The organism is Synechococcus sp. Lug-A, from assembly GCF_024345655.1.
Classification (GTDB): Bacteria; Cyanobacteriota; Cyanobacteriia; order PCC-6307; family Cyanobiaceae; genus MW101C3.
On sequence record NZ_JAGQBN010000007.1, the window covers coordinates 79,598 to 93,372 of the forward strand.

Genomic DNA, 13,775 nt, shown 5'->3' on the forward strand with positions numbered 1-13,775 from the left:
ACTGATCACGTCCTGACCCCCGACGACTCGTCGGACGGTCAACCCTTTACCAACTACTTCAAGGAGCATCCCTTCCATGGCCAAGCGCATTATTTACAACGAGAACGCCCGCCGGGCCCTCGAAAAAGGCATCGACATCCTCGCTGAGGCCGTTGCCGTCACCCTCGGCCCCAAGGGCCGCAACGTGGTGCTGGAAAAGAAATTCGGCGCTCCCCAGATCATCAATGATGGCGTCACGATCGCCAAAGAGATCGAACTGGAAGACCACATCGAGAACACCGGTGTGGCCCTGATCCGTCAGGCCGCCTCCAAAACCAACGACGCCGCCGGCGACGGCACCACCACCGCCACCGTCCTGGCTCACGCCATGGTCAAGGCCGGTCTGCGCAACGTGGCTGCGGGCGCCAACGCCATCACCCTCAAGAAGGGCATCGACAAGGCTGCCGATTTCCTCGTCAAGAAGATTGAGGAGCACGCCAAGCCGATCGCCGACAGCAACGCCATCGCCCAGGTGGGCACCATCTCCGCCGGCAACGACGAAGAGGTGGGCCGCATGATCGCCGACGCTATGGACAAGGTCGGCAAAGAAGGCGTGATCTCCCTGGAAGAAGGGAAGTCGATGACCACCGAACTGGAGGTCACCGAGGGCATGCGCTTCGACAAGGGCTACATCTCCCCTTACTTCGCCACCGACACCGAGCGGATGGAAGCGGTGCTCGACGAGCCCTACATCCTGCTCACCGACAAGAAGATCGGCCTGGTGCAAGACCTGGTGCCCGTGCTTGAGCAGATCGCCCGCACCGGCAAGCCCCTGCTGATCATCGCCGAGGACATCGAGAAGGAAGCCCTCGCCACCCTGGTGGTGAACCGCCTCCGCGGTGTGCTCAACGTGGCCGCCGTCAAGGCCCCTGGTTTCGGTGACCGCCGCAAGGCCATGCTTGAGGACATCGCTGTTCTCACCAACGGTCAGCTGATCACCGAAGACGCCGGCCTCAAGCTGGAGAACACCAAGCTGGAGATGCTGGGCACCGCCCGCCGCATCACCATCAACAAGGACACCACCACCATCGTCGCCGAAGGCAACGAAGTGGCCGTCAAGGCCCGTGTGGAGCAGATCCGCAAGCAGATCGACGAAACCGACTCCTCCTACGACAAGGAGAAGCTGCAGGAGCGTCTGGCCAAGCTGAGCGGCGGTGTGGCCGTGGTGAAGGTGGGTGCAGCCACCGAAACCGAGATGAAGGACAAAAAGCTGCGCCTGGAAGACGCCATCAACGCCACCAAGGCGGCTGTTGAGGAAGGCATCGTTCCTGGTGGCGGCACCACCCTGGCCCACCTGGCCCCTGCCCTCGAGGAGTGGGCGGCTGCCAACCTCACCGGCGAAGAGCTGATCGGTGCCACCATCGTGGCCTCCGCCCTCACCGCTCCGCTGATGCGGATCGCCCAGAACGCCGGCGTCAATGGCGCCGTCGTCGCTGAGCATGTCAAGGGCATGCCGTTCAACGAGGGCTACAACGCCGCCACCGGTGAATACGTCGACATGCTGGCTGCCGGCATCGTTGATCCCGCCAAGGTGACCCGCTCCGGTCTGCAGAACGCCGCCTCGATCGCCGGCATGGTGCTCACCACCGAGTGCATCGTGGCCGATCTGCCCGAGAAGAAGGAAGCAGCTCCCGCCGGCGGCGGTGGCGGCATGGGCGGCGACTTCGACTACTGATCGTCTGCCCCTGGATTCGCAGGGTCACCCTGCGAATCCAGCTCAGATCAACCGTCACTGCTTCAAGCCAGCAGCTTCGAACCGCCAACTTCAAGCGATCAGCTGCCAACCAGCAGCAGATCAGTTGCGACCGATCAGTGCATCACCGGAGCAGGCCAAAAGCCTGCTCTTTTTTTGTCCTTTGTCCATGTGGCCGGCGGGGAGGCGCCACGGTGGATGCGCAGAGGTATGCCGCAACGGCGCAAGGGCTCAACGTCCCTGCCGCAGCAAGTTCCTACTTGCCGGGCACGAAGGCAAGCGCGACGCCGTTGTTGCAGTAACGCTTGCCGGTGGGCCTGGGTCCATCGTTGAACACATGGCCCTGATGCCCGCCGCAGCGGCGGCAGTGGTATTCCGTGCGGGGCACGATCAATTTGAAATCCAGCTGGGTGACCACCGCATTCGGCAGGGGCTGCCAGAAGCTGGGCCAGCCGGTGCCACTGTCGAATTTCGTGGTGGAGGAGAACAGCGGCAAACGGCAGCCAGCACACACGTAGGTGCCGGCTCGCTTTTCGTTGTTGAGCGGGCTGGAGAACGGCCGCTCCGTGCCCTCACGGCGCAGCACTGCAAAGGCGGCAGGACTCAGGCGCTCCTTCCAGGCAGCCTCACTGAGTTGCCAGGCAGGATCGCCCGCCTTGCTCGCAGCCTCAGCTTTTCGGCCTCCCAACAGGGGAGAGAGCAGGAGGGCCAGCGAGGCCAGCAAGCCACGGCGTTTGATTGGTGTCACGGCAGGGTCAGCGCAGCCAGCCGGCGCTCAGCACCACGGCGAGGCCGAGAAACAGGGCAAGCAGGGTCCAGGTGACGCGGTTGAGCGTGGCTTCGGCGCTGCGGGCGCTGCTGAACATCGACCCGCCGCTGCTGGCCAGGCCTCCCATGCCATCGCCCTTGGGGCTGTGCAGCAACACGCTGGCGATCAGGAGCACGCCGAGAGCGGCCCAGATCCAGGAAAGAACCGTGGTGATCATCTTCAGACCCTACCCAAACACCAGGCCCGAACGCCAGGCCGATCGGCCCTTCAGAGTGCGGGCAGGCTGACGGCCCTGACGGCCCGCCGGGCTCAGACCTGCAGCGCCCGTGGCCGCAAGGGCTCAGGAGTGGGCAGCAGTGGCGATGGCTCGATCAGGGAGGTCCCCGTCATGTTGGCGGGCACAGGCAGCTCAAGGATCTCCAGCAGGGTGGGGGCGATGTCCGCCAGGCCGCCCCCTTCCCTCAGGCGCACATCCGTGCCGTGGCCAGCCAGCTTGCGCCGTTCCCCTTCCACCAGGATCACCGGAACCGGGTTGGTGGTGTGGGCCGTCCAGGGCCGCCCGTCCTCCCCTTTCATCACTTCGGCATTGCCGTGATCGGCGGTGATCAGCAGGGTGCCCCCCTGCCGATTGGTGGCTTCCATCAGTCGGCCCACGCAATGATCCACGGTGGCGATGGCGGCGGCCGTGGCCTCCATCTGCCCCGTATGGCCCACCATGTCGGGATTGGCGTAGTTGATCACCACCAGGGAGTAGATGCCTTTATTGATGGAGGCGATGCAGCTGTCGGTGAGGGCAGCGGCGGACATCTCGGGAGCCTGGTCGTAGGTGGCCACCCGCGGGGAGGGCACCAGGTGGCGGTCTTCGCCGTTGAAGGGCTGCTCGATGCCGCCGTTGAGGAAATAGGTGACGTGCGGATACTTCTCCGTTTCGGCGGTGCGCAACTGGCGCAGCCCGTGTTCGGAGACCACCTGGCCGAGCAGACCATCGAGTGACTCGGGGGGGAAGGCCACCGCCACGTCGAGGGCTTGCTCGTACTGGGTGAATGTGACCAGGTGCAGAGGCTCGATGCGCTCCCGGGAGAAACCGCTGAAGTCTTCGAGCACAAGGGCGCGCACCAACTGACGCACCCGGTCGGGGCGGAAGTTGAAACAGATCAGGCCATCGCCTGGGCTCAGGTGGCCGGAGCTGAGGCGGTAGGGCTCAAGGAACTCATCGTTGATGCCGTTCTCATAGGCCGCCAGGACCACCTGCTGGGCCGTGAGCGGGCCGTCGGCCGGTCTGGCCTCGGTGAGCAATCGGTAGGCCTTCTCGGTGCGGTCCCAGCGGTTGTCGCGGTCCATGCTCCAGTAGCGGCCGCAGATCGTGCTGATCCGCCCCACGCCGGCGGCTGTGATCTGGGCATCGATGCGGTCGAGGAAGGCGATCGCGCTCTGGGGCGGGGTGTCGCGCCCGTCGGTGACCACATGGATGCAGACGTCGCTGAGTCCGCGGCCTGCGGCCCACTGCAACAGCCCGCCCAGGTGATCGATGTGGCTGTGCACGCCGCCGTCGGAGCAGAGGCCGATCAGGTGGAGTGCGCCGCCATTCACCAGCAGGGTGTCGGCCAGGGCATTGAGGGCGGGATTGGCGGCAAGGCTGCCGTCCTTCACCGCTTTGCCGATCCGCACCAGCTCCTGCCGGATGATCCGCCCGGAGCCGATGGTGAGGTGGCCCACTTCCGAGTTGCCCATCTGGCCGTCGGGCAGGCCCACGTCGCCGCCGCTCGCCTGGATCAGCGTGTGGGGGTACGCCTCCCACAGCGCATCCATCACCGGGGTACTGGCCGCGCGGATCGCATTGTTATCGCTGGCTTCGCGGTATCCCCAGCCATCGAGAATGGCCAATACCACCGGTGGCACGTAGCGGTGATCCACGGGGCCGGAGGAGGGAGGGGGGAGAGAGCCGCTCGGGCGAGAGCTGGAGCTCGTGGAAGGAATGTCGGTCACCGATTCTTCCGCAAAGCCCTGATACAGGCTGATCGCCCTCAAAATTACAGTGTGATCTCTTCGTCACAGAAAGCAGGCCGGTAAGCGTCAGCTAATGGGCATAAGCGCAAGGAGACTCCCTTACCATTTCACCCCCGGGATCCCCACATGGTGTCGTCAATCGGTGACCATTGCGTGGAGATTCTCTCCGCCCAGGATCTGACACGCACGGTTCATCGCCTTGCCTCCCAGGTGCTGGAGAGTGCGCCGGACAGCCGCCAGCTGTTGCTGCTCGGCATCCCCACCCGCGGCGTGGAACTGGCACGGGTGCTGGCCGCCCAGCTCGAAGCCAGCTGCGGTCATCCAGTGGATCAGGGCAGCCTTGATCCCACCTTCCACCGCGACGACCTGGCCCGGGTGGGCACCCGCATGGTGCAGGCCACCCAGCTGCCTGCAGCGCTCGAAGGCCGCCATGTGGTGCTGGTGGACGATGTGATCTTCACTGGACGGACGGTGCGCGCCGCTCTGGAGGCGTTGCACGCCTGGGGCCGGCCGGCGGTGGTGCGTTTGCTGGTGATGGTGGACCGGGGGCACCGGGAGCTGCCGATCCAGCCTGATTTCTGTGGTCGGGTGGTGCCCACCAGCCGCCAGGAGTCGATTCAGCTCTGGCTGGCGGCCGTGGATGGGCGCGATGGTGTGGTGCTGCTCAAGCCCTGAGGCCAGTCTCTTCAGGCCACCGGCTCGAGCTCGTCCGGGCGGAAATGGGCGCGATAGCGACCGAACGCCACCACCACCGGCAGGGTCGGGCTGATCGGACGACCTTTCCAGTCGTCAAGCACCTGGAACACCTCACCTTCCAGTCCCTGGAGGTCGAAGGGCTGACCGCGGTGCTCTGGATGGGTGTACACCACGACGCTCTGGCAGACCCTGACCTGTTCTCCCGGCTTCATGAAGGATGCGGTGGCGGACGGCGGCAATCCTGTCACGGCAGCCCTTCAGCGTTGACAGGTGGTTTCGGGGCCGCTCTCCACCACCTTCCCGCCGAGTTGCCGGCAGGCCCGGGTGAAGGCCGACCAGTCGTCGACCCCCTGGGCGAGCAGACCCTTGATGGCCGCATCCAGCTCGGCCACGGGCACGGAGTTGGCTGCCGTAGCGCCATGGCTGTGATGCTCCTGCTCCTGGGTTTTCAGACCGGAGATGGCGGTTTCCACCTGCCTGCGCAGCACGGCTGACTGCGATTTCCACCAGGGATGATCGATCCGGTTGAGGGCTTCAAGCGCTTCCCACCAGCGTTTCTGCTCCACCAACTGGGTAGCCCTCTCCTGCTGAAAGCGGTTACGGCTCCAGAACTCCCTGAGGTTGTCACCGAGCGCGTCACCCGCGGGGTGGCGGTCTTCGCCCATCGGTTTGAGGAACACCATCGCCCCCTCCAGATCTCCGGCCTCGAAACGGGCCATCGCCTTGGTGCGCAGCTCTTCCTGCCAGGAGCGCAACCGGTCGCGGTCAGCGTGGATGCCTGCTTCGGAATTGGCCAGCAGCAGTTGCAGCTGAAGTGCCTCCTGCCAGCGCTGCCCCTGCCAGAGCCGCTCGGCGCGCGCACGGCGGCAGCGGCCTTGTTCGCGCGGTGCGCGCCCTGTCATCCAGCGGAGTGAAGCCAGCTGGTCGCTGTAGGCGAGGCAGGCCTCGTAGCGCCCCTCGCTGGCCGCCCGCTCGAGCCGGCCGGGCAGTTGGCCTTCCCACCAGCGTGCCGCACCGATCACAGCGGCCACCAGGCCGAGAGTGAGCGCCAACCAGAAACGCGGAAGCCTGTGGCGGCGGATGGCCAAGGCAAGGAACAGGCAATCCTCCCTTTCTATGAACACGACCCGCGGCTTTCAGCCTGGCGGGGTCAGCCGCGCTGTCGTCCACTGCCTACGCGTGGGCTGATTGATCACCGCGGGTGGGGCCAGCGGAAGCGCTTCGTCTCAGTGGAAGCGAGCGGTCTCAACGCACGGGGCCAAGCGGCTGAGGGGGTGAGCGCCGCGACGTGCTCAGGTCTTCGCTTTCCAGCACCAGCTGGCCCTGCCCATCGATCTGAAAGTGGAGCCGCAGGCAATCGCTGCCACGTTTTCCGGGAGTATCGAGACTGATCGGCGCGGGTTGCTGCCCCCAGGGCTGCACCTCCGCCTCCCCTGCGGGCCGCCGCCGCAGCTGGGGCAGTCCATCGCGAAACACCACCTCGGAGCGTTCGTCGTCGCGGGGCTCCCCCAGCACCAGGTCGATCTGCTCCTGGCCGTCGTCGCTGCAGGCGAGCAGCAGCTCCAGCGGCTGGGTGGTGGGCCAGTTCTGCCCTTCGACAAACAGCGGATGCCAGCGATGGCTGCCGCTGCGCTGGTCCCAGCAGCGCAGGGATACGCCCCGGGCGAGCACATCCTTGATCCGCACGCCCGGGGTGAGCGCCAGCGCCCCCAGGGCCACCGCCTCGATCGGCCGTTCGTCGCGCAGGGGCACACCGGGGCATCGCTCCTGCAGCCAGCGGCGCACGAGCGGAATCCGGCTGCTGCCCCCCACCGGCAGGATGGCCTCCACGTCTGCCAACGCCAGCCCCTCGGCCCTGGCGGCGGCGAGCACCCGCTCCAGCAGCTCCTCCAGCAGAGAGAGAAATCCCTGCTCCAGAAGAGTGGTTTCCAGTTCCTGGCGGCTCAGCTGCAGCAGGCGGCTGGTGCCCCCCGGCAGCATCGTCAGCACCGACGCCTCGGCGCTATCGCTCAGCCGGCACTTGAGGGATTCCGCAGCTTCCAGCAAGGTGCCGGGTGGCGGGCCCTGGCCGTTTACCTGCGCCCAGAGCGCCGCGGCGATCCAGCGGTCGATGTCCCGGCCGCCGAGGGCCACGCCCGCCTTGCCCACGACCCTGGCGCAGCGCAGTTTCTGGCTGCTGTTTCTGAGGTCGCGGCCGGCGAAGCGCAGCAGCTGGGCCACCGGCGCGGCGCGCCCCTCGCCGCCTTCGAGCGCCACCAGCGAAAGATCGATCGTGCCGCCACCAAGATCCACCACCAGCACGCGGCTGCCGGGGGGCAGTCCGGCGCCGATGGCCGCAGCGGTGGGCTCATCCACCAGGGCCACCTCCTCAACAGCCAGGTCCTGGCTGACGGCGTGCAGCCATTCCCGATAGCCGCGGTAGCCGTCGATCGGCGCGGTGAGCACCAGACGGGTGGGGGCCAGCTGCGCTGGCAGGTGGCGCCAGAGCTGGCGCAGCAGCATCGCTCCGGCCTGCTCCGGGGACAGCACAGACGCAGCGGCGGCGCCAACGGCTCCTTCTTCGCGGCCGGCATCGGCGCAGCCGCCGATGCCGCGCTTGAAATCGCGGCAGAGCTCAGGGCCTTCACTGCCGGCGAGGCCGGCCTCGATCACCTGGCGCCCGATCAACGGCTGCTCCGCTGTGGCGCTGGCAAGCCACAGCAGGCTGGGGACCACGCAGGGGTCAGCGCAGCTGTAGGGGGGGATCTCCACGAGCTGGGGCGCGCCGCCCTCGGCGGACTGGAAGGCCACCACCGTGGTGGTGCTGCCCAGGTCAATCGCCAGGGTGCCAGGTGTCGCCATCGTGAGCGGGCGAAGGGCTCCGCGCAGCTTGGCGGATGGCCGCCGGCATCCGCTTGGCGGCTGACCCTTCCGCCCGAGCTGGCCTAAGGTCAGGGAAATCAACATGACCTATGTATTCCGGCGCCACGGTGAACCCGAAGGAACTGGCCCAGCGTGCCGAAAGCCTGATTCGTCAGTCGAGCAACCGCTACCTCACCACGGTGAAGATCGCCTTTCGGGCCAAGCAGCGCCGTTTCGATGATTTCGACGGGCTCCTGGAGGATTCGATGATCAAGCCAGTCCAGCGGGCCATCGTGGAGCTCTCCGATGAGCAGGATCAGCCCGATCTGCTGCCCGGCTGATCGATCCGCCGCTGGCAGCGCCGATGTTTCTGGCTCAGGAGTGCCGGCTGGGGTCGTTGCACCTGAGCTGGCCGTGCCGGCTGGTTCAGTGCTCTCAATTGCGGCCCCTGCAACCTGATGCACCCGGCAGGATTTGCCGCTGAGGGGGAGGGATGGCGGCTGGCTCTTGAGGCTGGCCGCCATCCCTTTGGCGTGTTGATCGGCGGTGATGGCTGGGCAGCGGAGCTGAGCCTGGCCGAAGCGGCCGAACTGCGCCGGGGCCTGCTCGAGCTGATCGAGCAACACACCGCCATTGCGGGCCAGCTGATGGCAGAAGAGAGCCTGGAGCTGGAGCTGGAGCGTGGCCCTTGGTGGCTCGGCCTCTGTGGCGATCGCCGCTGTTGGGCGCTGCGCTTCGTGCTGGCGCCCAGCGATGGGCAGCGGGGCCTGGAAGGGAGCTGGACGCCTGCCGCCAGCGCCGCTCTGGCGCAGGCCTTGGCACCCCTGGTGCTGGAGCCGGCAGGGTGTGAGACCACGGAGGGATTGGGCGGCTGATCAGCACTGCTGATCAGCAACCTGTTCCCAGCCCAGCCCCCGGATCGCGGCGGGTTTTGCCCAGCTTTTCCACAGGCCGGACTGCCCGGACCGGCTGCCCTGGCAGTCACCTGTGGAGAACCGCCCCGCCGCAGGTTCTCCCCTTGACACGCGGCGTCGATCGCTTCAAGGGCGACCCTTAACGCGCTCGTTACCACCCCGGAGCGCAGCTGGGCCCGCAATCTCACGCTGGGATGGGCAATGTCAGCCCCTCTGCCCTCGATTTGACGCCATCGGAAGCTTGTGGGGAACTGGGTGACGACCACCCTCCTGCCGCGCCTCGATGGATCCTGCCTCCGTTGTCGACAGCTACCCGCGTTGCCCGTCCCGCGTTCGTCCGCCTGACGCTGCCGAGGGCAGCGATGGTGCCGCCGGGGTGGTGAGCATCAGGGCAGAGGTGCCGGAGGCCTTGCTGGGCTCGATGCGCACCTTCATCGATGCTCACCCCAACTGGGACCAGTACCGCCTGTTCCAGGCCGCTCTGGCGGGCTTCCTGGTGCAGAACGGGGTCAACAGCCGCGCCGTGACCCGTTGCTACGTCGGCAACATGTTCAACTGGAACGCCTCAGAGGACGGCTGCTTCAGCGCTCGCTGAGCATCCGGGTGATCCCGCCCTGCACGAAGCCTTGGCCGAACAGGTCGCTGTAGCCGGCCATGAGGGTGCCGATCATCACCGGCCAACCGATCAGCAGCCCCACCGCCAGCAGCACCGCCAGAGCGGCGAAGGGGGTGGGCACCAGCAGCACCATCACCACCTGGAGGCCATGGAGGGCCAGCGTCAGCAAATACAGCGGCGCCCAGCGGCGTGTCTTCCTCGACCAGCCGCGCTGAAAGGCCCGCACCGGCCCCAGCCCTTCCACCACCAACAATGGCAGCTGAAACACCTGGCTGGCATTGAGGATCAGCAGGGCGGCGCCCCCCAGCACCAGCGCCAGCATGCCCAGGACTGGAGTGAGCAGACTCAGCACCCCTGCCACCAGCCCGCAGGTGATCAGCACCAGCGCGTTGACCAGCAGCATCAGCACCGCCATGCCCAGGAGGCGTAGCACGGCCGCACCTTCCCAGCGAGCCAGCTCGGCGAAGCTTGGTTGCCCTGCCGCCAGGGCGATCTGGTTACCGCGGAGGAGCCCCACGTTCAGCCAGATGTTGCTGGCCCCCCCAGCGGCCAGCCCGGCCAAAGCCAGGAACAGATAACCCGCCGGCCCGCCCTGCTGGAGCCCGTCACTGCCACGGTTCTGCGCCAGCTGGCCGATCAGGTTGAGCACCCCGCCCAGCAAGGTGAAACCCATGAACCGCAACGGCGCCTGCCCAAAGGCGCGCCAGCCCCGCCGTAGGCAGGAACCGATCGCCAGCGGGGCCATGGACCCGCCGGCGGTTGTCATGGGGCCTGCAGCAGCAATGCCATCAGGCGCGCTGCGATGGCATCGGCAACGGGCAGGATCGAAAGCCGGTTGCCGCGCCGCACCACCATCAGCTCTTCGGGCGTGAACGATTCCCGCAGGGCATCCAGGCTCAGCAGCTGATCGAAGGTGCGGCGATAAGCCAGCCGTACGCAATCCCAACGCGGCGCCTCGGGCTTCGAGGCAGGGTCGAAATAGGAGGAGGTTGGATCGAACTGGGTGGGATCGGTGAGCCCGGTGGCGACCACCTCCATCAGGCCGATGATCCCGGGGGGCTTGGTATTCGAGTGATAGAAGAAGGCCTGATCGCCCACCTGCATGCTGCGCATATAATTGCGCGCCTGGTAATTGCGAATCCCATCCCAGAGGGTGGTGCCCTCGCTGGCGAGATGCTCGATTCCGTAGACGTCCGGCTCGCTCTTCATCAGCCAGAAGGCCATCGCAGCGCCGGCTCCTTGCTCAGCTGAACAGGAGCTCACTCTATGGCGGCAGGTGTGGCATTCAGCGCGGAGACAAGCGCGCGGAAGTGGTCGCCACGGGCTTCAAAACTGCTGTACTGGTCAAAGCTGGCGCAGGCCGGCGATAACAGCACGGTCGGTGATTCGGAGGCCGTGGCCAGGGCGTTGGCCTCCTGCACCGCGGCTCCGAGATCTTCAACATTGCGCACCTCGCCGCTGAAGCCGCTGTTGCGCAGCAGCCCGGCGAAGTGGTCGCGGGCGGCGCCGTAAACCACTACCGCCGCCGCCTGCCGTTGCAGCGCCGCGAGCCAGGCTGAGGCATCACCCTGTTTCGCCTGCCCGCCCGCCAGCACCACCATCGGCCCCGGCAGGGCCTTGAGTGCCACCTCGGCGGCGTCGTAATTGGTGGCTTTGCTGTCGTTGTACCAGGTGATCCCGGCGCGGTCGCAGATCCGCTCAAGGCGGTGCGGAACCCCGGGGAAGCTGCGAAAGGCAGCGGCCATCACGGCAGCATTCAGGCCGAGCTTGAGCCCCACGGCGGCGGCCAGCACCAGGTTCTGTCGGTTGTGCTGCCCTGGCAGGGCCAGGCTGGCGGCGTCGAACAGCTCGCCTTCGCGGCTGAAGAGCCTGCCGTTTTCGATCCAGATCAGCGGATCGATCCCGGCGGGAAGATCGGCGCGGGGGCCGGCCGATACCCAGTCGGCCCGGTCCCAGCTGGGGGCCTGGGCCCTGAGATCGGCGTCATCGGCGTTGAGCAGCCGCACGGTGGCGTTCTCCAGCAGCCGCCGCTTGATCGCGCGGTAGTTGCCGAGCGTGCCGTGCCGCTCCAGGTGGTCCGGGGTGAGGGTGGTCCACAGGCCGAAGGCGGGGGCCAGCTCGGGGGAGGCCTCGATCTGGTAGCTGCTCAGCTCCATCACCACCCAGTCAGGGTTGGCCTCGCCCCGCAGGCGGCGCTCGAGCAGCAGCTCGGCTGCTGAGGTGCCCATGTTGCCGGCCATCGGCGCATCGAGGCCGGCGGCCTGAAGCAGATGGCTGACCAGATGGGTGACGGTGGTCTTGCCGTTGGTGCCGGTGATCCCGATCCAGGGAATGCCGCGACTGGCGGCCCAGGCCACCGACGGTTCGCCGCAGAGCCGCACGCCCCGGTTACGTAGCTCCACCAGGGTGGGGTGGTCCCAGCGGACGCCCGGACTGACCACCACCGTGGCCGGCAGCCGCTCAAGGGCCTCGAACAGCTCGATCGAGAGGGGGCTGTCGAGCTGCACCTCAATGCCGCCGGCCTGCAGATCGTTGGCCAGGAGATACTGCGCCGGCGTGCCGGAGCTTTCCAGCACTAGCACCTGGCTGCCAAGTGCCTGCAGCAGGCGTGCCGCCCCGGCGCCGGATCGACCCAGGCCGATCACCACGGTGAAGGCACCGAAGGGCGGTGAAACTTCCCGCAGCGGCAGCGGTTGGGTCAACGGGAGAACGTAAAGGAGTGGGCGATACTGGAATCGAACCAGTGACTCCTACCGTGTCAAGGTAGTGCTCTACCTCTGAGCTAATCGCCCGGGTCGGGAGTCATGAAGACGACACCCGGAGCCGAAACTTAGCAGCCGGCCTCTCCCCCCTCACCGCAGCCAGGCGCATCAGCTGCGCAGCAGGGCCAGCCGCCAGCGGTCGCGCTTGGTGAGCTCCACCTCCAGCACGGTGAGCTCTCCCCGGTTCTCCAGCCGCACCCGATCGCCGGCCCTGAGCTCCCTGCTGGGGCTGCGCACGTCGTCCCAGTTGACGCGGACCGCCCCGTTGCGGATCTGCTCGGCCATGCGGCTGCGCGGGACGCCGAAACCGGCCGAGCCCACCGCATCGAGCCGCAGCGAAGCCTCCACGGTGGAAAAGCGACGGGGCTGGGGCCGGGCCGGAGGCTGGAGGCGCTCCAGGGGCGTGGTCTCCAGCTGCACCTCCACGCTGCGCACCAGGGCGGTGCCCCCATCAAAACGCCCGGCCAGTTCCGGGGTGACCACCAGCTGGGCGCCGCGGTCGCCGCGCAGCCAAAGATCCCCCAGCTCCGCCTCCTGCGCTCCCGCCTGCAGCAGCCCGCGGCGGAAATCGCCGGCGCTGGCGGAATCGAACAGGAAGTTGCCACTCAGCGTCAGTCCGATCAGCGGCAGGGCGGTGTCCGTCGCCTGGCTGGTGCCTGGTGGCGGGGCGTCCAGCTCGGCGCGCGTCAGTTGCAGCCGGCAGCGCTCGGCGCCGGGGTGCCCCCCTTCGGCGTGAAGGGTGAGCTCGCTGAGGCTGCCGAGGCGCGCCGCGGCCTCCTCACGCAGGAGTGGCGTCACGAAGGAGCTCCACACCGGCTGCCAGGTGCGCAGGGCCTCTTCCGCGTGATCAATCAGCTCTGCCAGCCGTTCGGGGGCGTGGCTGCCCTGCAGCAGCTCGCCGCGCGGGAGGGTGACGGCGCTCAACGCTCCGCCAGGCGCACCACCGCCTTGGGCCGGGTTTCCTGAATCAGGGTCCAGGGAATCTCCTGGCCTGGGGCGCTCTCCACCAGCAACAGCCAGTTGCCCTCCTCGAGGCGGTTGCGCAGGCTGCGGATGCGGTCGTCGGGATCGGAGGTGACGCTGGCGGCGGCGGCGAAGCTTCCCATCCAGCCCGAGCCCATGCCCAGCAGGCCGCCGATCAGCGGCTCGCCGTAAGGACCGGCGAAGGCGAAGGTCTGCAGATCGGTCATGAAGGTGAAGGTGAGGCCGGCGAAGAACCCGAACGGCATCAGCCAGCGCACCATCCCCCGTTGACGGCGTTGGCGGGCCAGCCCCGGGTTGAGCAGCTCCACGCTGTCGATCGAGGTTTCCCCCTCACCGATGGTCAGCAGGGTGGCTGGCGCCGGACGGACCCCATCCAGCTTGTCCTTCAGGCGTTGCAGGCTCTTGCGATCCGCCAGCACCACCACCACGCACAATCCCAAGGCCCGGTGTCCCA

At 67.4% G+C, this 13,775-nt stretch carries 16 protein-coding genes and 1 tRNA gene; 5 read left to right on the forward strand and 12 right to left on the reverse strand.

The annotated features are described in order from the left end of the window. Positions 1-76 precede the first annotated feature (76 nt). Positions 77-1,714, forward strand: coding sequence for a chaperonin GroEL (gene groL / locus KBY86_RS06910; RefSeq protein WP_094512714.1), 1,638 nt, complete (start codon positions 77-79; stop codon positions 1,712-1,714). A 274-nt stretch (positions 1,715-1,988) separates the two neighbouring features. Here groL and msrB read toward each other — a convergent pair whose 3' ends face one another. The 3 genes from msrB to gpmI all read right to left on the reverse strand — a co-directional run bounded on the left by msrB (position 1,989) and on the right by gpmI (position 4,487). Continuing rightward, positions 1,989-2,471 (reverse strand): peptide-methionine (R)-S-oxide reductase MsrB, encoded by a 483-nt coding sequence (gene msrB / locus KBY86_RS06915; protein ID WP_094512815.1) that lies wholly within the window; start codon positions 2,469-2,471, stop codon positions 1,989-1,991. A gap of 16 nt (positions 2,472-2,487) precedes the next feature. Beyond that, on the reverse strand, positions 2,488-2,718 hold the full coding sequence (secG, locus tag KBY86_RS06920; protein WP_094512713.1) for a preprotein translocase subunit SecG: 231 nt from the start codon (positions 2,716-2,718) through the stop codon (positions 2,488-2,490). A 92-nt stretch (positions 2,719-2,810) separates the two neighbouring features. Then, on the reverse strand, positions 2,811-4,487 hold the full coding sequence (gene gpmI, locus KBY86_RS06925) for a 2,3-bisphosphoglycerate-independent phosphoglycerate mutase (RefSeq protein WP_399221216.1): 1,677 nt from the start codon (positions 4,485-4,487) through the stop codon (positions 2,811-2,813). Positions 4,488-4,634: 147 nt separating this feature from the next. On the opposite strand from gpmI, the gene pyrR reads away from it, so the two are divergent. After that, on the forward strand, positions 4,635-5,183 hold the full coding sequence (gene pyrR / locus KBY86_RS06930) for a bifunctional pyr operon transcriptional regulator/uracil phosphoribosyltransferase PyrR (protein WP_094512712.1): 549 nt from the start codon (positions 4,635-4,637) through the stop codon (positions 5,181-5,183). 11 nt (positions 5,184-5,194) lie between these two features. Here pyrR and KBY86_RS06935 read toward each other — a convergent pair whose 3' ends face one another. From KBY86_RS06935 to KBY86_RS06945, 3 genes are all read right to left on the reverse strand, one after another. Further along, a complete protein-coding gene (locus KBY86_RS06935; RefSeq protein WP_094512711.1) occupies positions 5,195-5,416 on the reverse strand; it encodes a ferredoxin-thioredoxin reductase variable chain in 222 nt (73 codons plus the stop codon). A 45-nt stretch (positions 5,417-5,461) separates the two neighbouring features. Next, positions 5,462-6,256 (reverse strand): hypothetical protein, encoded by a 795-nt coding sequence (locus tag KBY86_RS06940; protein ID WP_255140653.1) that lies wholly within the window; start codon positions 6,254-6,256, stop codon positions 5,462-5,464. Positions 6,257-6,449: 193 nt separating this feature from the next. Beyond that, positions 6,450-8,045, reverse strand: a complete 1,596-nt coding sequence (locus tag KBY86_RS06945; RefSeq protein WP_255140654.1) for an Hsp70 family protein — start codon at positions 8,043-8,045, stop codon at positions 6,450-6,452. A gap of 110 nt (positions 8,046-8,155) precedes the next feature. On the opposite strand from KBY86_RS06945, the gene KBY86_RS06950 reads away from it, so the two are divergent. The 3 genes from KBY86_RS06950 (at position 8,156) to KBY86_RS06960 (ending at position 9,554) form a co-directional block, all read left to right on the forward strand. After that, positions 8,156-8,386 (forward strand): DNA-directed RNA polymerase subunit omega, encoded by a 231-nt coding sequence (locus KBY86_RS06950; RefSeq protein ID WP_094512708.1) that lies wholly within the window; start codon positions 8,156-8,158, stop codon positions 8,384-8,386. A gap of 117 nt (positions 8,387-8,503) precedes the next feature. After that, entirely contained in the window at positions 8,504-8,920 is a 417-nt protein-coding gene (locus KBY86_RS06955) for a DUF1818 family protein (protein WP_255140655.1), read from the forward strand. Positions 8,921-9,335: 415 nt separating this feature from the next. Further along, positions 9,336-9,554 carry a DUF2811 domain-containing protein gene (locus KBY86_RS06960; RefSeq protein ID WP_255101154.1) on the forward strand — a complete coding sequence of 73 codons (219 nt, stop codon included), beginning with the start codon at positions 9,336-9,338 and terminating at the stop codon, positions 9,552-9,554. On the opposite strand, the gene KBY86_RS06965 is transcribed toward KBY86_RS06960, so the two are convergent. From KBY86_RS06965 to KBY86_RS06990, 6 genes are all read right to left on the reverse strand, one after another. After that, positions 9,541-10,341, reverse strand: coding sequence for a hypothetical protein (locus tag KBY86_RS06965; protein ID WP_255140656.1), 801 nt, complete (start codon positions 10,339-10,341; stop codon positions 9,541-9,543). The two genes, KBY86_RS06960 and KBY86_RS06965, sit on opposite strands and share 14 nt — an antisense overlap. After that, positions 10,338-10,799 carry an EVE domain-containing protein gene (locus tag KBY86_RS06970; protein ID WP_255101096.1) on the reverse strand — a complete coding sequence of 154 codons (462 nt, stop codon included), beginning with the start codon at positions 10,797-10,799 and terminating at the stop codon, positions 10,338-10,340. The genes KBY86_RS06965 and KBY86_RS06970 overlap by 4 nt, the downstream gene beginning before the upstream one ends. Positions 10,800-10,834: 35 nt before the next feature. Further along, on the reverse strand, positions 10,835-12,277 hold the full coding sequence (gene murD / locus KBY86_RS06975; protein WP_255140657.1) for a UDP-N-acetylmuramoyl-L-alanine--D-glutamate ligase: 1,443 nt from the start codon (positions 12,275-12,277) through the stop codon (positions 10,835-10,837). Positions 12,278-12,295: 18 nt separating this feature from the next. Next, a tRNA-Val gene (locus tag KBY86_RS06980) sits at positions 12,296-12,367 on the reverse strand. A 78-nt stretch (positions 12,368-12,445) separates the two neighbouring features. Continuing rightward, positions 12,446-13,261 carry a photosystem II S4 domain protein gene (locus KBY86_RS06985; protein ID WP_255140658.1) on the reverse strand — a complete coding sequence of 272 codons (816 nt, stop codon included), beginning with the start codon at positions 13,259-13,261 and terminating at the stop codon, positions 12,446-12,448. Beyond that, positions 13,258-13,761, reverse strand: coding sequence for a hypothetical protein (locus KBY86_RS06990; protein ID WP_094512702.1), 504 nt, complete (start codon positions 13,759-13,761; stop codon positions 13,258-13,260). Before KBY86_RS06990 ends, KBY86_RS06985 begins: the two co-directional genes overlap by 4 nt. Positions 13,762-13,775: the final 14 nt, after the last annotated feature.